The sequence below is a fragment of the Streptomyces coelicoflavus genome (genome assembly GCF_003112555.1).
In the GTDB taxonomy this organism is placed as follows: domain Bacteria; phylum Actinomycetota; class Actinomycetes; order Streptomycetales; family Streptomycetaceae; genus Streptomyces; species Streptomyces coelicoflavus.
Genome location: NZ_BEWB01000012.1, coordinates 58,862 through 77,486 on the forward strand (window position 1 = coordinate 58,862; position 18,625 = coordinate 77,486).

Sequence of the window (18,625 nt, forward strand, 5' to 3'; positions counted from 1 at the left end):
GGGAGGTGCGGCCACACCCGCGGATCGGGGCGGAGTGCTGCGGCGCTTCCTCGGATCGGCAGGCAGGCCGAAATCCGTGAACGACACCGCTGCTGACCACCGCCACGCCGACGGTCCCACGGGACACGGCCAGACCGCGACCTTCACGGGCGACGCGGACGGGCCCGCGTGGACTCCGCCCACCTGGGAGGAGATCGTCAGCACCCACAGCGGTCGGGTCTACCGCCTCGCCTACCGCCTCACGGGCAACCAGCACGACGCGGAGGACCTCACCCAGGAGGTCTTCGTCCGGGTCTTCCGGTCCCTGTCGACCTACACGCCGGGCACGTTCGAGGGCTGGCTGCACCGCATCACCACCAACCTCTTCCTCGACATGGTCCGCCGCAAGCAGCGCATCCGGTTCGACGCGCTCGGCGACGACGCGGCCGAGCGGCTGCCCAGCAGGGAGCCCACCCCGCAGCAGCTCTTCCACGACGCCCACTTCGACGCGGACGTCCAGCAGGCGCTGGACACCCTCGCGCCCGAGTTCCGTGCCGCCGTCGTCCTGTGCGACATCGAGGGCCTCTCGTACGAGGAGATCGCCGCGACCCTCGGCGTCAAGCTCGGCACCGTCCGCTCCCGCATCCACCGCGGCCGTTCCCAGCTGCGCAAGGCGCTCGCGCACCGGTCCCCGAAGGCGCGGGCCGACCGCCGCTCGTTCGCGGCCGGTGTTCCCGCGCTGGGGGGAGGGGGCACGAGCGCGTGAGTGGGTCACGGCCTGAGACCGAGGGACACCTCGCTGAGCAGCATCTGGGAGACCGACTCTCCGCCCTGGTGGACGGAGAGCTCGGTCATGACGCGCGTGAGCGCGTGCTGGCGCACGTGGCGACCTGCCCGAAGTGCAAGGCGGAGGTCGACGCGCAGCGCCGGTTGAAGAACGTCTTCGCCGAAGCGGCCCCGCCGGCCCCGTCCGAGAGCTTCCTGGCCCGCCTCCAAGGGCTTCCCGGGGGCGACACGGACGGCGGCGGCCCGCCGTTCGCCGGGCTGCCCGGAGGGTTCGGTGCCTCCGCGGGCTCCGGCGGCGTCTTCGGCACCGGGCGGGGCGAGCGGTTCGAGTTCGACTACGTACCCGCCCGGCCGCACGCCCCCGTGCTGCCCGCCTCCTCCCAGGGGCGGGGCGGCTTCCGGATCCACGACGTGGGCAAGGCGGAGTCCGAGCGCTCGGCCTCGCGCGGTCTGCGGTTCGCCTTCGCCGCCGCCGGGGCGGTGTCGCTGGCCGCGATCGCACTGGGCGGCGTCACCCTCGGCGCACCGGACACCACCACCGAGGCACGCGGCTCGGGCAGCGGCAGCAACGTGACGCCGATGCGCACCCCGGGTTCGGCGGCGGCCACCGGCTCCGAGAGCCAGCGCCGCCGCACGGGCGGCCCGCTGCTCGGGCAGGGGCAGCGGAGGCTGGGCGACGTCCCCGCCGCGCCCACCACGGCGTCCGCGCCGCTGCTGCCCGGAGTGCCGGCCCCCGCCGGAGGCGACGCACGGCAGCAGGCCGTGCGGGCGCTGACCACCCCGGTGACCGCCGGTGCCGCCGCCATGTCCCCGCTGATACGTCCGCTGGAAGCGGTCCCGCCGCTCTCCCTGAGCTCCTGGCCGGCGGCCGACGAGGTCCGGCCGCCCGGCCTGCTCGCCGCCCCCGAACCGGCTCCGCCCCCCTACCCGACGGCTTCGCCGGCCGCGTCGCTTCCTCCGGTTCGCTGAGGGGATCTGCGCGCCGGTCCGCGAACCTGATTGAATCCGGGGTGGCGCCAGAGCCCTTGGAGCCGACGATCTGCGGCCAGCTGCGGGGGAGAACATGAACGAGGGGAAGTCCACGAAGGCGAAGTGGTGGAGTCGTCCCCGCTCGTCCGAAGACACGCCCGACGGCGACTTCGAACTGGAACGCCCCCGCCCGGCCGGTACCGCGGACACAGGTACGGACACGGGTGCGGCCTCCGACGCCCGCGAGGCCGAGGGGGGCGACTTCGAGCTGGAACGCCCGGTGGTGCCCCGCGCGACCGACGAGGGGGACTACGAACTGGGCCCGCCCCTGTCCGAGCGCGACGAACCGACGGACGCGCGTCCGGGCACCGAGGCCGAGGCCGAGGCCGCCACCGAGCCCGGGTCCAGGGCTGATGCCGAGTCCAGGGCCGACGCCGGCCCAGGGGCGGACGCGGGCCCGCAGCCACCCGACGGGGCCGGCCCCGCCCCGGCCGTCGACGGCGCGTCGTCTGCCGAGCGCCCCAAGCCGCTGCACGAACCCGACCCGTACAGCACCCCGCCGTACGGTGAGCCGGGCCCGTGGGCCCCCGCTCCGCCGGTCCAGCACCCGGCGGCCACACCGGCGCACGGCACGGTGACGGCGGCACCGCACGCCCCGGCCGCGCACGCTCCGGCACCGCACGCCCCGGCCGCGCAGGCCCCGGTCCCGCAGGCCCCGGCAGCGCACGCTCCGGTCCCGCAGACCCCGGCACCGCACCCGCCGACCGCACCCGCGACGACGCCGTCGGCGACCCCGCCCCCGGGCGCGGCGCCCGACCCGGCCTTCGCCCACACCCCGGCGCCGGTACCGCAGGCGGGACAGGGACCGGCACAGCATCCGGCGACATCCGCCCCGACATCCGCCCCGGCGTCGCACGCCGGCGCCCAGCCCGGCGCGACGCCTGGCGCCCCGACTGCCGCCCCGCCGCCCTCCGACCCGTCGCCGGTGCCCGACCCGTGGGCGGGGCCGCTGGCCCCGGCGTCCGGTGCCGACCCCGTCTCCGACCCGTGGGGGCGTTACGACCCCTGGGCCGCCTCCGCCGCCCGGCAGCACGAAGCGGCCGGCCCGACGCCGGGGCGGCGACGCCTGCGGGCGACGAAGACGCTCGTCGGCGGGGCCCTGCTCGTCGCCCTGGTCTCCGGCGGCATCGGCGGCGTCGTGGGCGCGTACCTGGAACGCAACGGCGGCGTGGGGACGGTCGAGCTGCCGCAGGCCGCACCCGAGGACGCGAAGCGGGCCCCGGACAGCGTCGCCGGCATCGCCGCGCGCGCCCTGCCCAGCGTGGTGACCCTGCACGTGAGCGGCAGCGAGGCGGCCGGCACCGGCACCGGGTTCGTCCTCGACGACCGGGGCCACATCCTGACCAACAACCACGTCGTGGAGCCCGCCGGCTCCGACGGCGAGATCACCGTGACCTTCAACAGCGGCGACACCGCCCAGGCCACGGTCGTCGGCAGGGACAGCGGATACGACCTCGCCGTGGTGAAGGTGAAGGGCGTCAGCGGCCTCACCCCGATGCCCCTCGGCAACTCCGACAACGTACGGGTCGGCGACCCCGTCGTCGCCATCGGCGCCCCCTTCGACCTGGCCGGCACGGTCACCTCGGGCATCATCAGCGCCAAGGAACGGCCCATCACCGCGGGCGGCGAGGAGGGCGACGGCAGCGACGTCTCGTACGTCGACGCCCTCCAGACCGACGCGCCCATCAACCCCGGCAACTCCGGCGGCCCCCTCCTGGACGCCCAGGGCCGGGCCATCGGCATCAACTCCGCCATCCGCTCCGCCGACACCGGCAGCGCCGAGTCGGACGGCGGCCAGGCCGGTTCCATAGGCCTCGGTTTCGCCATCCCCATCAACCAGGGCAAGCGCGTCGCCGAGGAACTGATCAACACCGGCAAGGCCACCCACCCGGTCATCGGCATCACCCTCGACATGGGCTACGCGGGTGACGGAGCCCGCGTGGGCGCCAAGAGCGGCGACGGCGGACCCGCGGTCACCAAGGGCGGCCCCGGCGCCAAGGCCGGCATCGAGCCGGGGGACGTGATCACCGCGGTCGACGGACAGCGCGTGCACTCCGGCGAGGAACTCATCGTCAAGACCCGCGCCCACCGCCCCGGCGACCGTCTGGAGCTGACCCTGGAACGCGACGGCAAGGAGACGAAGGTCTCACTGGTGCTCGGCTCGGCCGACGGCGACTGACCGTCGTACAGGTCCCGACAAGGCACCAGGAAGGCAAACAATTCGGAAAGCGGGCACGTACACGCGCTCGGGGCCCGCGGGACGGTACCGGTCGGGCGGGGTCGGCGGGTACCGTGGTGGCGGCCCGGACATTCCAAGGAGCTTCAGGTGTTCAATGACATAGGCGCACTAGAGCTGGTGACGCTCGTCGTCCTCGCCGTGCTCGTCTTCGGTCCGGACAAGCTCCCCAAGGTCATCCAGGACGTGACGCGCACCATCCGGAAGATCCGCGAGTTCTCGGACAGCGCCAAGCAGGACATCCGCCAGGAACTGGGCCCCGAGTTCAAGGACTTCGAGTTCGAGGACCTGAACCCCAAGACGTTCATCCGCAAGCAGCTGGACAACGACGAACTGGGTCTCAAGGAGATCCGCAACGGCTTCGACCTGAAGAAGGAGATGGCCGAGGTCGCGGACGCGGTCCACAGCCGTGACGCGGACGCCTCGTCCTCCGGTTCGTCGTCCTCCGGGTCCGCCGGCTCCTCCGGTTCCGGCAGCGGTCGTATCGACATGTCGAAGAAGCCCGAGACGTCCGGCACCCCCGCGAAGCTCGAGAAGTCCGCCGCGGACGACCGCCCGCCCTTCGACGCGGACGCCACCTGAGCCCGGTCGTCGCGCCGGCCCTCCACGTCCGGCTCGCGCGCCGGGAACGTGACGTGTCTCATACTCCGGACGGGGCGCACAAGCCCTGAACGCGACGCCCGCGCGGCCCACGCGCCGGGCGATTCCCCGGCTGTCGCCGGCGGTGTGGCTATGCTGCCCGAGTTGTTGTGCGGACCGGACGAGTGCGCCCGAAGGGGGGCGGGCACGGTCCGACGAGAGCGAGGAGGCGTCCGGGCACATGGAGACGACGAGTCGGGCAGTCGCGCAGACGCCGGCCGCGGAGGGCGGACCCGAGTCCCCCTTCGCCCGGCGTACGGTCGACGACTACCTGCGTGCGCCCTTCCCGTGGTACGGCCTCGACGAGGCCTTCACGGGACCGCGCCGGCTGATGCAGGTGGGTACGGCGGCCGACGGGGCCGTGGAGCACGGTTCGATCGGCCACGGCGACGAACCGTCGGTGCGCAACGAGCACGTGGCGGGCGACGAGCAGGACGCCAAGGAGAAGTTCGCGGTCGTCGTGACCGTCGCGGCCAACCCCGACCGGCGCAGCGCCGACGGCACCGGCCTGCTGGAGGCCACCTCGGTGTCCTCGGCGGCCTGGCTCGCCGGAGTGGGGCTGCTGTCCTTCACCTGGCCCGGCCAGATGGACCACTCGCTGCGCGACGACTGGCTGGAGCAGCAGACCGAGACGGCCTGGGTCCTCGCGGACGACCTCGAGGGCGAGGACTGGACGAAGCTGTCCCTCCCCGTGGACGGCGTGCCGACGCCCTTCCACTACCGGGAGTCCGAGTTCGGCTGGGTGCTGGCCGGCTCCACCGAGCAGGGTGTCCACCTCGGCGCGTACGGGCGGGGCATGAGCGCCTACGGGCTGGCCTTCGCCGTCGTCAAGGACATCGCCGCGTACGCCTAGCCGGGCCCGCCCCCGGCAGCCGTACGTACGACGAGGGGCGCCGTCCCGGCGGACAGCGCCCCACACCCGTGGCCCGTGGCCCTTACGGGATCGTCAGAACTTGTTCTTCGGCGTGATCCCCAGCGACAGCCCCGAAAGGCCCCGCTGACGGCCCCCGAGCTTGCCCGCGATCGCGCGCAGGGCCGCGCCCGCGGGGGAGTCCGGGTCGGACAGGACGACGGGCCGGCCCTCGTCGCCGCCCTCGCGCAGCCGGACGTCGATCGGGATGGAGCCGAGGACCGGCACCGAGGCGCCCGTCGTGCGGGTCAGGCCGTCGGCGACCGCCTGTCCGCCGCCGGTGCCGAAGACGTCGACCATCTCGCCGCAGTGCGGGCAGGGCAGCCCGGACATGTTCTCGACCACGCCGACGATCTTCTGGTGGGTCTGCACCGCGATGGCGCCGGCCCGCTCCGCCACCTCGGCGGCGGCCTGCTGAGGGGTCGTCACGACCAGGATCTCGGCGTTCGGCACCAGCTGCGCCACCGAGATCGCGATGTCACCGGTGCCCGGCGGCAGGTCGAGCAGCAGGACGTCCAGGTCGCCCCAGTACACGTCCGCGAGGAACTGCTGGAGCGCGCGGTGCAGCATCGGGCCGCGCCAGACCACCGGCGCGTTGCCCGGGGTGAACATGCCGATCGAGATGACCTTCACGCCGTTGGCCGAAGGCGGCATGATCATGTTCTCGACCTGGGTCGGACGCCCGTCGGCGCCCAGCATGCGCGGCACCGAGTGGCCGTAGATGTCGGCGTCGACGACACCGACCTTCAGACCGTCGGCCGCCATCGAGGCCGCCAGGTTCACCGTCACCGACGACTTGCCGACGCCGCCCTTGCCGGACGCCACCGCGTACACCCGGGTCAGGCTGCCCGGCTTGGCGAAGGGCACCTCGCGCTCGGTCTGGCCGCCGCGCAGGGCGGAGGCCAGCTCCTTGCGCTGCTCGTCGCTCATCACGTCCAGCTCGACGTCGACGCGCGTGACACCCTCGACCGCCGCCACCGCGTCCGTCACGCGCTGCGTGATGGTGTCCCGCATGGGGCAGCCGGAGACCGTCAGGTACACGGCGACCGCGACCGCTCCGTCCGCGCCGATGTCCACCGACTTGACCATCCCCAGCTCGGTGATGGGCCGGTTGATCTCGGGGTCGTTCACCGTCGCCAGTGCTTCGCGCACCGCGTCTTCCGTAGCCATAGACACGATGGTACGGCGCCGCCCACGGGGCGCGGAAAGCCCCGTCAGCGGTCGTGTACGTCACGCCCCGGCGACCGATCCGCCGGGAATACCCCACGGTCGGGGTGGTGGCCGTTCTGCCGCTCCTCCAGGTCCTTGACGAGGTCCTGGAGCTCGGAGCGGATCCAGTCCCGCGTCGCGACCTCGCCGAGGCCGATGCGCAGGGCGGCGATCTCCCGGGTCAGGTACTCGGTGTCGGCGATCGACCGCTCGTTCTGCTTGCGGTCCTGCTCCAGGTTGACCCGGTCCCGGTCGTCCTGCCGGTTCTGCGCGAGCAGGATCAGCGGAGCGGCGTAGGACGCCTGAAGGGACAGGGCCAGGGTCAGGAAGATGAACGGGTACTCGTCGAACCGCAGGGCGCTCGGGGCCGCGACGTTCCACAGCACCCACAGGATGATGACGACCGTCATCCAGACGATGAACCGCCCGGTGCCCAGGAAGCGCGCGACGCGCTCCGACAGCCGGCCGAAGGACTCCGGGTCCCACTCGGGCAGCAGCCTGCGGCGCGGCGGGCGGGGCTGGTCGAGGCGGGTCCGGGCCCGGGAGGAAGCGGTCGCTCCGGACACGGCGCGCTCCCGGGCCGTCGTCTCGCGCTCAGGCACCACCCGCGCCCACCTCCCCCGTCGTCCCCGTCGTCTCGTCCAGGTGGTACTCGGTCTCCCGCCAGTCGTCGGGCAGCATGTGGTCCAGTACGTCGTCCACGGTGACCGCGCCGAGCAGCGCCCCCGAGTCGTCGACGACGGGCGCCGCGACCATGTCGTACGCGGCGAAGAACCCGGCCACCACCGGCAGCGCGGCGTCCGGCTCCAGGGGTTGCAGGTCGTCGTCGAGGATCGAGCCGACCAGCGTGTACGGGGGGTCCCGCAGCAGGCGCTGGAAGTGGACCGTGCCCAGGTACTTGCCGGTCGGGGTCTCCTCGGGCGGGCGGCAGACGTAGACCTGGGCGGCGTGCGCCGGGGACAGGTCGGGGTTGCGGATGCGGGCCAGGGCGTCGGCGACGGTCGCGTCGGGCCGCAGCACGATCGGCTCGGTCGTCATCAGACCGCCCGCCGTGTGCTCCTCGTACGCCATCAGGCGCCGCATGTCGGCGGCGTCGGAGGGCTGCATCAGGCTCAGCAGCCGCTCCTTGTCCGCCTCGGGCAGCTCGCCGAGCAGGTCGGCCGCGTCGTCGGGGTCCATGGCCTCCAGGACGTCCGCGGCGCGCTCCTCCTTCAGCTTGCCGAGGATCTCGATCTGGTCGTCCTCCGGCAGCTCCTCCAGCACGTCGGCCAGGCGGTCGTCGTCGAGGGCGGCGGCTACCTCGGCGCGGCGCTTGGCGGACAGGTGGTGCAGGACGTTGGCGAGGTCGGCGGGGCGCAGCTGCTCGAAGGTGGCCAGCAGGTTCTCGGCGCCCTGCCCCTGCTCCTCGACGGAGAAGCCGGTGACGCCGGACCACTCGACGGTGAGCGTCTCGCCCTTGTTGCGGCGGAAGGCGCCGCCCTTCCTGCCCTTGCGGACGAAGACCTTGTCGATCTCCCAGTCCCGGCGGGCGGGCAGCTGCTGCACCGACAGGTCGAGGACCGTCGCCTCCTCGCCCGTCTCGGTGAGCGTGACCCTCCGGTCGAGCAGCTCGCCGAAGACGAGGCGCTCGGTGGGCCGCTGCTCGAAACGCCGGACGTTGAGGACGCCGGTGGTGATCACCTGGCCGGACTCGATGCCGGTGACCCGGGTCATGGGCAGGAAGATCCGGCGGCGGGTGGTGAGTTCGACGACCAGTCCGAGCACGCGCGGGGGTTTGCGGCCGACGCGGAGCATGACGACCAGATCGCGGACGCGCCCCACCTGGTCACCGGCCGGGTCGAAGACGGCGATGCCGGAGAGGTGGGAGACGAAGATCCGGGGGGCGCCCGCTGCCATGGCCGCGGCCTCCTTTCCTCACGCGTGTGCTTCACGGAGCCGAGCGCGAGTGCCTGCGAGTCGAGTGAGAGTGCGGGAAAGCTGATTCGTACAGTGTCTCTTTTCCGAATTGCCCGCTCGGACGCGCTTCAGGCTAGCCCGTCCCGATCGGCCTCGCCCTCGTGGCCGGTCCGGACGGACTGGCTCCGTTCGCCGCGGACGGCCCCGGTACGCTGCGGCCCACGCCCTGTCGGCTCGCCGTCGACGCGCGGCCGCTCCGTGTCACCCCCTGTCAGAAAGGCAGTTCCACCTGTGTCTGTGACTCCCCGGCGCCGAATCCGCAGGGCCGCCTGGCTGGGCCCGGTGTGCGCCCTGGCCGTGACGGGAGCCGGGCTGACGGGATGCGGCGGCGAGGACCCCGACGCGGGCACCAACGGCCTCGGGAAGCTCTCCGCCGACAAGATCCACGCCAAGGCCACCACGGCCGCCGAGGCCGCCGACACGGTCCGTCTGCACGGCACGGTGGAGGCCGGAGGCAGCAGGTACACCCTCGACATGCGGCTGAAGGCCGACGGAGCAACCGGGTCGGTCGCCGCCGAGGGGACGACGTTCGGACTGCTGCGGGTCGGAGAGCAGCTCTTCCTCAAGGCCGACGCCGGGTTCTGGAGCCACGACGACGGCGACGCCAAGGCGGCCGACAAGCTGGCCGGCAAGTACGTGAAGGTGCCGCAGAGCGATCCCGTGTACAAGAAGTTCAGCGGCTTCACGGACAAGGACGTCCTCCTCGACGGGCTGCTGACGCTGCACGGCACGGTGAAGACCGACGGCCGCCACGAGCAGGCGGGTGTGCGCACCATCCGCGTCACCGGCGACGACGGCGCGGGCGGTGCGCTGGACGTCTCCCTGGAGGGCAAGCCCTACCCGCTGCGGCTGGTGCGGGCGGGCAGCGCGGGCACCATCGGCTTCTCGGACTGGAACAAGGACTTCGCCCTCGAGCAGCCGGCGAAGGACGACACCCTGGACTACGGCAAGCAGCTGCCGTCCTCCTGACGCCTCCCGGACGCCGTCAGCGCCGCTTGCGGCGCTTCAGCAGCAGCCGGGGCAGCCCCGCCGGCACCGGCTGCCGGGTCGTCGCCGGGCTCGGCAGCGGTGCCTCGGCCAGGGAGGCGTCGGGCAGCGGCGCCGTGCGCCCCGTCGGCTCCAGGCGCAGCACCCGGCACTCGCGGGCCCAGCGGCCGGTCATCGCCTCGCCGTCCGGGGCGTTCAGCCGCTTGCCCTTGAGGTCGCCGACCGCCGCCCGCCACGCCTCGGAACCGGACGGCAGCTCCACGACCCGCGCGGCCCAGGAGACCAGCCGGCCGCCCTTGTCCTTGCTGCGCACCGTCACCTCGGCCGCCGCTCCGTCGGCCAGGCCCGGCAGCGGCTGCTCGCCCGGCCCGTCGCCGACGACGCAGGCGGCGCCCTCGTGCCAGACGTGCCACAGCGCCCGTGCGGGCACCCCGGGGCCCTTGACCCAGATGAGGCCGGACTTCTTCGTGGCCTCCTCGACGAGGGCCTTCTCGAGCAGCTCGCTTGTCATGCGGTCAGCCTATCCAGCGGCCCGCGGCCGGGTTCAGAGCCAGCCGTTGCGCTTGAGCGTGCGGTGGATGCCCAGGCAGATGACGACGGTGACGGACAGGACCAGCGGATAGCCGAACTTCCAGTGCGTCTCCGGCATGTAGTCGAAGTTCATGCCGTACACCCCGCACACCATCGTCGGGACGGCGATGATCGCGGCCCACGAGGTGATCTTGCGCATGTCCTCGTTCTGGGCGACGGACGCCTGGGCGAGGTTGGCCTGGAGGATGGAGTTCAGCAGCTCGTCGAAGCCGATGACCTGCTCCTGGACCCGTGCCACGTGGTCGGCGACGTCCCGGAAGTACTTCTGGATCTCCGGGTCGACCAGCCGCATCGGCCGCTCGCTGAGCAGCTGCATGGGGCGCAGCAGCGGCGCCACCGCACGCTTGAACTCGAGCACCTCGCGCTTGAGTTGGTAGATCCGGCCGGCGTCGGTGCCGCGCGGGGTGCCCTTGCGGCCCGGCGAGAACACCTCCGTCTCGACCTCGTCGATGTCGTCCTGCACCGCGTCGGCGACGGCGATGTAGCCGTCGACGACGTGGTCGGCGATGGCGTGCAGCACCGCCGAGGGGCCCTTGAGCAGCAGCTCGGGGTCCTCCTGGAGCCGGCACCGCAGGGCGCGCAGCGAGCCCTGGCCGCCGTGCCTGACGGTGATGAAGAAGTCCCGCCCGGTGAAGCACATGACCTCGCCGGTCTCGACGACCTCGCTGTTGGCGGTGAGCTGGTCGTGGTCGACGTAGTGGACGGTCTTGAAGACCGTGAACAGGGAGTCGTCGTAGCGCTCCAGCTTGGGCCGCTGGTGGGCCTGGACCGCGTCCTCCACGGCCAGCGGGTGCAGCCCGAACTCCCGGGCGATACCGGCGAACTCGTCCTCGGTGGGCTCGTGCAGGCCGATCCACACGAAGCCGCCGTCGCGGCGCACCTGGCGCATCGCCGTGTGCGGGGTCAGCGGCACGTCGGTCTCGACGCGCGTGCCGTCGCGGTAGACGGCGCAGTCGACGACGGCGGAGGCCGTCGCCGGGTCGCGGGTGGTGTCGTAGGCGCCGCCGTCCTTGCGCAGAGAGACGCGGGACGGGCGGACCGCGGCGCGCAGGTCACGGATCATCGACATGGCAGGCTCCTTCGCGGCGGGCAGCGAACGAGGCCGGTGACGGATGGAACCGCCCGGAATGAGGACGTCCTGACCACGCGTGCTCGGCGCGTCCACAAAGCGGGGGGCACCGCACCGTCGCGGTGGCCGACTTCGCTGCTGATTCAGCTGCTGACACGGACCGAAGGCCCGGTCAGACAAAACGAGACGAAGTGCTCTTCCTCGCGAGGGCGCGCGTACGGACAGCGGCGACGGGAAGAAAGCCGGTGCGGCTGCGTCAGCGGCCGGAAGAGCGGGTGGTACTGCACGGTCGACTTCGGTCCATGCCAGCCCCACCTCCTCCGGCCGGTCCCTCGTGAGGGACGATCCATTCCCCTGGTTTAGAGGGGTTCCCCGTAGGGGAGATTCCACAGCGTCGGGGGCTTGATCGCGACGCTCTGCGTGCTGCCCCGAACCGCTGGGCCAGAGTACCAGTCACCCGACGTGTCAAGGCGCCGCTTTGCCTCATCCCGACGAGTTCTATGCTCGCCGCATGGCTGATGTTCTTCCTCTGGTCGAGGCCCGGTTGCACAGCGCGCTGGGCGAGCCGGACGCGCGCGCGGCGGTCACCTTCCTCGGCACCGACCGCATCGAGGTGCTGCGCTTCCCCGCCGCCGGCCAGGAGGGCGACGTCGTCCGCTACGCCACCCTCGGCATGTCCGCCCAGCCCATGGCGGACCCCACGGCCGCGCTCGCCGACCCGGTCAAGGGCCCCCGCGCCGAGCTGGTGCTCTCCGTGCGCTCCGGGGTGGCCGACACCGACAAGGTGCTCCGCCCGCTCGCCGTACTGGCTGCGTCCCCGCAGGTCGAGGGCGTGATCGTGGCGCCCGGCGCCTCGCTGGACGTCGGTGAGCCGCTGTGGCCCGGGGCGCCGTTCACCTCGGTCCTGGTCGCCGAGCCGGGGGGCCTGGTCGAGGACCTGGAGCTGTACGCCCCGCTGGACCCGGTGCGGTTCCTGCCGCTGCTGCCGATGACGCCGAACGAGGCCGCCTGGAAGCGCGTGCACGGCGCGCCCGCCCTCCAGGAACGCTGGCTGAACCACGGAACGGACCTGCGCGATCCTTCGCGCAGGTCCGTTCCCCTGGACTGATTCGTCCGGGTGACGTAACTCACCGGAGCGTCCCGCCCGTTGGCGAGGCCGGTCAGTCGGCGAACACCGCGACCGAGTCCTCGGCCGCGTGCTTCGGCTCCAGCTCCTCGGCCTCGTGAGTGAGCGCCCGGCGCCGTACGGCGACCACGACCGCGCCGAGCACGGCGGTCACCGCCGCCACCACGAACGGGATGTGCACGTCGGTCCACTCCTCGATCTTCGGCGCGAAGTAGGGCGCGGCCGCCGCGGCGAACCAGCGCACGAAGTTGTAGCCCGCGCTCGCCACCGGACGCGGCGCGTCCGAGACCCCGAGGGCCAGCTCGGTGTAGACGGTGTTGTTCACGCCGATGAACGCGCCGGACAGGATCGTGCAGACGATCGCCGCGGTGTGGTTGCCGTAGCCGAGGACGAGCACGTCGGCCGCGAGCAGCACCAGTGAGCCGCCGAGCACCTTGAGCGAGCCGAAGCGCTTCTGCATGCGCGGCGCCACCAGGACCGAGAAGACGGCGAGCAGCACGCCCCAGGCGAAGAACACCGCGCCGGACTTGTACGGCGTCATGTTCAGCACGAAGGGCGTGAAGGCCAGCACGGTGAAGAACGTGTAGTTGTAGAAGAACGCCGAGACGGCGGCGGAGGCGAGGCCGCCGTGGCCCAGCGCCCTGAGCGGGTCGAGCAGCGAGGTCTTGCGGGCGGGCTTCGGCTGTTCCTTGAGGAACACCGAGATGCACAGGAAGCCGATCGCCATCAGGAAGGCCGTGCCGAAGAACGGGTAGCGCCAGCTGGCGTCGCCGAGCAGCGCGCCCAGGAGCGGGCCGCAGGCCATGCCGAGGCCGAGGGCGGACTCGTAGAGCAGGATCGCGGCGGCGCTGCCGCCGGCCGCCGCGCCGACGATCACCGCGAGGGCCGTGGAGACGAACAGGGCGTTGCCGAGGCCCCAGCCGGCCCGGTAGCCGACGAGCTGGCCGACGGTGTCGGAGGTGCCGGCCAGGCCCGCGAAGACCACGACGAAGGCCAGGCCGAGCAGCAGGGTCTTGCGGCCGCCGATGCGGCTGGAGACGAAGCCGGTGACCAGCATGGCCAGGGCGGTGATGAGGAAGTACGAGGTGAACAGGAGGGAGACCTGTCCGGCGCTCGCGTCCAGGCCCTTGGCGATGGACGGGAGGATCGGGTCCACGAGCCCGATGCCCATGAAGGCCACGACGGACGCGCCCGCGGTCGCCCACACGGCCTTGGGCTGCCGCAGGATGCCGCCCGCACCCGCGTCGAAGGGATCCATGCTTGCTCTCCAATGCCGACGAGATGGGTGCCAAATGGTTGGCGTATGCACATAGTAAGTTAGCTCTGCTAATTAATGCAACATGCACCTAGTTTCGCGGATGGGTGATCGTCCTTGACGTGGGCGGGTGAGGGTAGGACCGTGGGGCTCTATGAGGGGCGAACCCAGTTGCCCGAAGTGTGGTGGCCGGGTCAGGGCTCCCGGTCTCTTCGCCGATTCCTGGCAGTGCGACCTGCACGGCACCGTGCACCCGCTGCAGCCCGTGCTCCCGCCCAGCGTCGAGGCGCTCGGCGTCGTGGTGCACCGCACGCAGGTGCCGGTGTGGATGCCCTGGCCGCTGCCGGTCGGCTGGCTGTTCACCGGCGTGGCCTGCGCGGGCGACGACCGCAGTGGCGGCAGGGCGACCGCCGTCGCCTGTTCCGGGCCCGGCCCGCTCGGCGGCATCGGTGAGCTGATCCTGGTCGCCGAGGAGCTCGGCGTCGGCCTCGGCGCGCGGTACGCGGGCCTGGACGCCCCGGACCCCGGGCCGTACATGGAGGTCGAGAAGCCGCCCCAGGCCAAGGTCCTGGCCGCGGGCCGGCCCACCCCCCTCTGGCACGTCTCCGGCGGCCCCGTGGACCGCGCCGTCTTCGCCGGGGAGGCCCTCGGCATGTGGCTGTGGGCCGTCGTGTGGCCCGAGCGGTCGGGGCTGCTGATGTACGAGGAACTGGTGCTGACCGACCTGCGGGACGCCGGCGCCGAGGTGGACCTGGTGCCATGCGGGGCGCTGTCGCCGCGGCTGATCGAGCCGACGGCGCCGTAGGTCCTCGTGGGGGCGGTGCCGGGCGGGCAGGTGCCGGGCCGGCAGGGTGCGTAGGGGGCGCAGGGCCGCTGCGGGTGTGACGGTGGGCGGTCCGGATCCGGTTATCCTTGAGTGTCCCCGTCCGTCCCGTCCCGCTTGGAGTCAGCGTCGTGCGCATCGATCTGCACACCCACTCCACCGCGTCCGACGGCACGGACACCCCCGCCCAGCTGGTGCGCAAGGCCGCCGCGACCGGCCTCGACGTCGTCGCGCTGACCGACCACGACACCACCCGGGGGCACGCCGAGGCGGTCGCCGCGCTGCCCGAGGGGCTCACCCTCGTCACCGGCGCCGAACTCTCCTGCCGCCTCGACGGCGTCAGCATGCACATGCTGGCCTACCTCTTCGACCCCGAGGAGCCCGCCCTGCTCGCCGAGCGCGAGCTGGTCCGGGACGACCGGGTGCCGCGCGCGCGGGCCATGGTCGCCAGGCTCAACGAGCTGGGCGTGCCCGTCACCTGGGAGCAGGTCGCCAGGATCGCCGGCGACGGCTCGGTCGGCCGGCCGCACGTGGCCTCCGCCCTCGTGGAACTGGGCGTCGTCCCGACCGTGAACGACGCCTTCACCGCGGACTGGCTGGCCGACGGCGGCCGGGCCCACGTGGACAAGCACGAGACCGACCCCTTCGAGGCGCTCCGGCTGATCAAGGGTGCGGGCGGCGTCGCCGTGTTCGCGCACCCGGCCGCCGCCAAGCGGGGCCGTACCGTGCCCGAGACCGCGATCGCCGACCTGGCGGCCGCCGGGCTCGACGGCATCGAGGTCGACCACATGGACCACGACGCGGAGACCCGGGCGCGGCTGCGCGGGACGGCGAAGGAGCTGGGGCTCCTGGTGACCGGCTCGAGCGACTACCACGGCAGCCGGAAGACCTGTGTGCTCGGCGAGTACACGACCGACCCCGAGGTCTACGGGGAAATCACGCGACGGGCGTTCGGGGCCTTCCCCGTGCCGGGCGCCGGCGGGGCCTGAGCCTCACCTCCTGCGCGCCCCGCACCTCCCGCGCCCGCGCGCCTCCTTCCACCCTTCCCCCTCTTCCGCAAGGCCAGTAGCACACCCATGTTCGACGTCGCCGTCTTCGGCTCCCTCTTCCTGACCCTTTTTGTCATCATGGATCCCCCCGGGATCACACCGATCTTCCTCGCGCTCACCGCAGGGCGCCCCGCCAAGGTGCAGCGCCGGATGGCCTTCCAGGCCGTCTGCGTCGCCGGCGGCGTGATCACCGTGTTCGGTCTGCTCGGGCACCAGATCCTGGGCTACCTGCACGTGTCCGTGCCCGCCCTGATGATCGCGGGCGGGCTGCTGCTCCTGCTGATCGCCCTCGACCTGCTCACCGGCAAGACGGACGAGCCGAAGCAGACCAAGGACGTCAACGTCGCGCTCGTACCGCTGGGCATGCCGCTGCTCGCCGGACCCGGGGCGATCGTGTCGGTCATCCTGGCCGTGCAGAAGGCGGACGGCGTGACCGGGCAGGTCTCGGTGTGGGCCGCGATCCTCGCCATCCACGTGGTGCTGTGGCTGGTGATGCGGTACTCGCTGCTGATCATCCGGGTGATCAAGGACGGCGGCGTGGTCCTGGTGACCCGCCTCGCCGGCATGATGCTCTCCGCGATCGCCGTGCAGCAGATCATCAACGGCGTCACCCAGGTGATCCAGGGCGCCTGAAACGACCGCAGGGCCCCCGCACGGTGTCGTTCCGTACGGGGGCCCTGCGCGTGTGCGAAGGGTCCGCGCTACAAGGCCGAGGTGTCGGCGGGGCGGATCCACAGGCGCTGCCCGATGGCGGCGGCCTGCTGAACGATGCGGTTCACGGAGGCGGCGTCCACGACAGTCGTGTCCACGGGGGTCCCGTCGACGTCGTCGAGTCGCATGACTTCAAAGCGCATGGCCTCTCCCTTGATCTGGTCATCCTCCTGCGGAGAACTACTGGTGTGGCTCCTGGGTCGTCGGTGCCCGGGCTTCCGTAATGGTCAACGGGATGCCCTCTGCAAACATTCCCTACGCTAAGGAAATTTTTCGCTCGGCTAATTACTGACAGGTAAGTCGCTTGTTGCGAGCCGATGTGAGCGGACCTGTCGGCAGGTGTCCGGAACAAGACTGACCGGGACCGGTTGTATTCGTAGCGTGACGACCGGGACAATGGAGGCGATGAACGACGACCTCGCGCCACTGCACGCTCGCATCGATCGCACGAACGAGCTGCTCCAGCGCATGCTCGCCGAGGTGGCGAAGACCCCCTCGACCCACGCGATCTTCGTCGACGCCGGCTACCTCTACGCGGCGGCGGGGCGACTGGTGGCCGGGACCGAGGACCGCCGGGCCTTCGACCTGGACGCCGAGGGGCTGATCGAGGCCCTCATCGACAAGGCCCGCACCATCTTCGCGGACAGCCGCCTGCTGCGCGTGTACTGGTACGACGGCGCCCGGCGCCGCATCCACACCGCCGAGCAGCAGTCCATCGCCGAGCTGCCCGACGTCAAGGTCCGCCTGGGCAACCTCAATGCCAACAACCAGCAGAAGGGCGTCGACTCCCTCATCCGCTCCGACCTGGAGTCCCTCGCCCGGCACCGCGCCATCAGCGACGCGGCCCTGCTCGGCGGCGACGAGGACCTGGTGTCGGCGGTCGAGGCCGCCCAGGGGTACGGCGCCCGCGTCCACCTGTGGGGCATCGAGGCCCCCGAGGGCCGCAACCAGGCCGACCCGCTGCTCTGGGAGGTCGACAGCCAGCGCACCCTCGACCTCGACTTCTTCAAGCCGTACGTCTCCCGGCGCACGACCCACTCCGTCGAGGGGGCGGTCGTCCTGCGTCCCGCCCGCGAGGACGTCCGCTTCGTGGGCGCGCAGATCGCGGCGAAGTGGCTGGCGGCGCGGGGACGTGACGCCCTGCTGGAGCTGCTCCCCGGCCACCCCTACCTGCCCGGCTCCGTGGACCAGGACCTGCTGGTGGAGGCCGAGGGGCTGCTCCAGTACTCGCTGCGCGGCCAGGCCGACCTGCGCCGGGCGCTGCGGGACGGCTTCTGGGAGCACCTGCGGGCGCAGTACTAGCCGGCCTCCCCTCAGGGGGCGCTCGGCCGGGGAGGCGCCGGGTGGTCGTCCCAGAAGTCCGCGAGGGCACGGGCGGTGGGCAGCGGCTGGTCGGTGTTGGGAGAGTGCTCGGCGCCCGCGACGACCGTCCGGCGCGCGTCCAGCCGTACGGCCATGTCGTCCAGGAGCGGCACGGGCCAGGTGTCGTCGTAGGTGCCCGACAGCACGTGGTACGGCAGCGGCACGTCGGCGAGTTCGGCGACACGGTCCGGCTCGGTGCACAACTGACGTCCCGTGGCCAGCAGTTGGGCGGGCCTGGTGCCCAGCCAGCGCTCGCGCAGCCGGGCCGGTTCCGCCGGGCCGTGGGCGGGCGCCGGGGCGCCGGCCTCCTCCGGCGGTTCCATGGTCTGCATCACCGTCCAGACCTGCTCCATCGTCATCGTGTCCAGCGCGTCCCGCAGCAGCTTCACCCGCTGCCGCTGGGACTCGGAGATCCGCGCCGGCCCCGAGGACACCAGCGTGAGGGACAGGAACGGGGCATGGTCGAGCAGGACGGCGGCCCGCGCGATCTGGCCGCCCAGGGAGTGCCCGAGAAGGTGGACCCGCGTCCCGAGGGCGGCGACCTGCGCCAGCACGTCGCGGGCCAGCTCGGGCCGAGCGTACGCGGCCTCGTCGTGCTCGGGTCCGGCCGACTCGTACTGCCCCCGCCCGTCCACGGCGACCGTGCGGTACCCGCGCGCTCCGAGCGGCCGGTGCAGCAGCGTGAAGTCCTCCTTGCTCCCCGTGAACCCGGGCAGCATCATCACCACGCCCCTCGGCGCGACCCCCTCGGCCACGGGTGAGTCGACGACGGCGAACTCTCCGCGCGCGGTGCGCAGCCGGTACGCGCGTGCGTCCGGGGGCGGGCTGAAGGCGGCGTTCCTGCTCACGGGCAGAGGTTATCGGGCAGGGGGTGCCGGGCGGTGGACACGGGTGCGCCAACGCCGCCG

Annotated in this window: 19 protein-coding genes; 11 read left to right on the forward strand and 8 right to left on the reverse strand. The window is 72.6% G+C overall.

From position 1 onward, the window contains the following. Positions 1 to 34 precede the first annotated feature (34 nt). The 5 genes from sigE to Sco07f_RS27815 all read left to right on the forward strand — a co-directional run bounded on the left by sigE (position 35) and on the right by Sco07f_RS27815 (position 5,522). On the forward strand, positions 35 to 745 hold the full coding sequence (sigE, locus tag Sco07f_RS27795; RefSeq protein WP_174855424.1) for an RNA polymerase sigma factor SigE: 711 nt from the start codon (positions 35 to 37) through the stop codon (positions 743 to 745). Next, positions 742 to 1,734, forward strand: coding sequence for an anti-sigma factor family protein (locus tag Sco07f_RS27800; RefSeq protein WP_087789614.1), 993 nt, complete (start codon positions 742 to 744; stop codon positions 1,732 to 1,734). Before sigE ends, Sco07f_RS27800 begins: the two co-directional genes overlap by 4 nt. A gap of 94 nt (positions 1,735 to 1,828) precedes the next feature. Then, positions 1,829 to 3,973 (forward strand): trypsin-like peptidase domain-containing protein, encoded by a 2,145-nt coding sequence (locus Sco07f_RS27805; protein WP_108989525.1) that lies wholly within the window; start codon positions 1,829 to 1,831, stop codon positions 3,971 to 3,973. Positions 3,974 to 4,120: 147 nt separating this feature from the next. Next, positions 4,121 to 4,612 carry a sec-independent translocase gene (locus Sco07f_RS27810; protein ID WP_108989526.1) on the forward strand — a complete coding sequence of 164 codons (492 nt, stop codon included), beginning with the start codon at positions 4,121 to 4,123 and terminating at the stop codon, positions 4,610 to 4,612. Positions 4,613 to 4,850: 238 nt separating this feature from the next. Further along, a complete protein-coding gene (locus tag Sco07f_RS27815; protein ID WP_007444416.1) occupies positions 4,851 to 5,522 on the forward strand; it encodes a hypothetical protein in 672 nt (223 codons plus the stop codon). Positions 5,523 to 5,615: 93 nt separating this feature from the next. On the opposite strand, the gene Sco07f_RS27820 is transcribed toward Sco07f_RS27815, so the two are convergent. From Sco07f_RS27820 to Sco07f_RS27830, 3 genes are read right to left on the reverse strand one after another with little or no spacing between them, the layout of a single operon-like run. Beyond that, positions 5,616 to 6,749, reverse strand: a complete 1,134-nt coding sequence (locus tag Sco07f_RS27820; RefSeq protein WP_087789613.1) for an Mrp/NBP35 family ATP-binding protein — start codon at positions 6,747 to 6,749, stop codon at positions 5,616 to 5,618. 44 nt (positions 6,750 to 6,793) lie between these two features. After that, positions 6,794 to 7,393, reverse strand: coding sequence for a DUF1003 domain-containing protein (locus Sco07f_RS27825; RefSeq protein ID WP_007444406.1), 600 nt, complete (start codon positions 7,391 to 7,393; stop codon positions 6,794 to 6,796). After that, positions 7,383 to 8,684, reverse strand: coding sequence for a magnesium transporter MgtE N-terminal domain-containing protein (locus tag Sco07f_RS27830; RefSeq protein WP_007444407.1), 1,302 nt, complete (start codon positions 8,682 to 8,684; stop codon positions 7,383 to 7,385). Before Sco07f_RS27830 ends, Sco07f_RS27825 begins: the two co-directional genes overlap by 11 nt. A 291-nt stretch (positions 8,685 to 8,975) precedes the next feature. Between Sco07f_RS27830 and Sco07f_RS27835 the strand changes: the two genes are divergently transcribed. Further along, positions 8,976 to 9,713, forward strand: a complete 738-nt coding sequence (locus Sco07f_RS27835) for a hypothetical protein (RefSeq protein ID WP_007444418.1) — start codon at positions 8,976 to 8,978, stop codon at positions 9,711 to 9,713. Between the two features lie 16 nt (positions 9,714 to 9,729). Here the strand turns inward: Sco07f_RS27835 and Sco07f_RS27840 are convergent, their stop codons facing one another. Together Sco07f_RS27840 and Sco07f_RS27845 are read right to left on the reverse strand one after the other, a co-directional pair. After that, the gene (locus Sco07f_RS27840; protein WP_108989527.1) at positions 9,730 to 10,242 is read right to left on the reverse strand and encodes a hypothetical protein; all 513 of its coding nucleotides are present in this window, start codon (positions 10,240 to 10,242) and stop codon (positions 9,730 to 9,732) included. A gap of 33 nt (positions 10,243 to 10,275) precedes the next feature. Then, positions 10,276 to 11,391: a magnesium and cobalt transport protein CorA gene (locus Sco07f_RS27845; protein WP_007444409.1), complete on the reverse strand. Its 1,116-nt coding sequence runs from the start codon at positions 11,389 to 11,391 to the stop codon at positions 10,276 to 10,278. Between the two features lie 511 nt (positions 11,392 to 11,902). On the opposite strand from Sco07f_RS27845, the gene Sco07f_RS27850 reads away from it, so the two are divergent. Then, a complete protein-coding gene (locus Sco07f_RS27850; RefSeq protein ID WP_108989528.1) occupies positions 11,903 to 12,499 on the forward strand; it encodes a suppressor of fused domain protein in 597 nt (198 codons plus the stop codon). A gap of 52 nt (positions 12,500 to 12,551) precedes the next feature. Here Sco07f_RS27850 and Sco07f_RS27855 read toward each other — a convergent pair whose 3' ends face one another. Further along, entirely contained in the window at positions 12,552 to 13,775 is a 1,224-nt protein-coding gene (locus Sco07f_RS27855) for an MFS transporter (protein WP_087789611.1), read from the reverse strand. Positions 13,776 to 13,926: 151 nt separating this feature from the next. Here Sco07f_RS27855 and Sco07f_RS27860 point away from each other — a divergent pair, with 151 nt between their 5' ends. The 3 genes from Sco07f_RS27860 (at position 13,927) to Sco07f_RS27870 (ending at position 16,277) form a co-directional block, all read left to right on the forward strand. Further along, complete coding sequence (locus tag Sco07f_RS27860) at positions 13,927 to 14,577, forward strand: DUF6758 family protein (RefSeq protein ID WP_007444420.1); 651 nt, start codon at positions 13,927 to 13,929, stop codon at positions 14,575 to 14,577. 149 nt (positions 14,578 to 14,726) lie between these two features. Beyond that, positions 14,727 to 15,584: a PHP domain-containing protein gene (locus tag Sco07f_RS27865; RefSeq protein ID WP_108989529.1), complete on the forward strand. Its 858-nt coding sequence runs from the start codon at positions 14,727 to 14,729 to the stop codon at positions 15,582 to 15,584. 87 nt (positions 15,585 to 15,671) lie between these two features. Further along, a complete protein-coding gene (locus tag Sco07f_RS27870; RefSeq protein ID WP_087789609.1) occupies positions 15,672 to 16,277 on the forward strand; it encodes a MarC family protein in 606 nt (201 codons plus the stop codon). A 68-nt stretch (positions 16,278 to 16,345) separates the two neighbouring features. Here Sco07f_RS27870 and Sco07f_RS27875 read toward each other — a convergent pair whose 3' ends face one another. Then, positions 16,346 to 16,498, reverse strand: coding sequence for a DUF8834 family protein (locus Sco07f_RS27875; RefSeq protein ID WP_007444413.1), 153 nt, complete (start codon positions 16,496 to 16,498; stop codon positions 16,346 to 16,348). A gap of 262 nt (positions 16,499 to 16,760) precedes the next feature. On the opposite strand from Sco07f_RS27875, the gene Sco07f_RS27880 reads away from it, so the two are divergent. Beyond that, a complete protein-coding gene (locus Sco07f_RS27880; RefSeq protein WP_007444424.1) occupies positions 16,761 to 17,657 on the forward strand; it encodes an NYN domain-containing protein in 897 nt (298 codons plus the stop codon). 11 nt (positions 17,658 to 17,668) lie between these two features. On the opposite strand, the gene Sco07f_RS27885 is transcribed toward Sco07f_RS27880, so the two are convergent. After that, a complete protein-coding gene (locus tag Sco07f_RS27885; RefSeq protein WP_087789608.1) occupies positions 17,669 to 18,565 on the reverse strand; it encodes an alpha/beta fold hydrolase in 897 nt (298 codons plus the stop codon). Positions 18,566 to 18,625 lie beyond the last annotated feature (60 nt).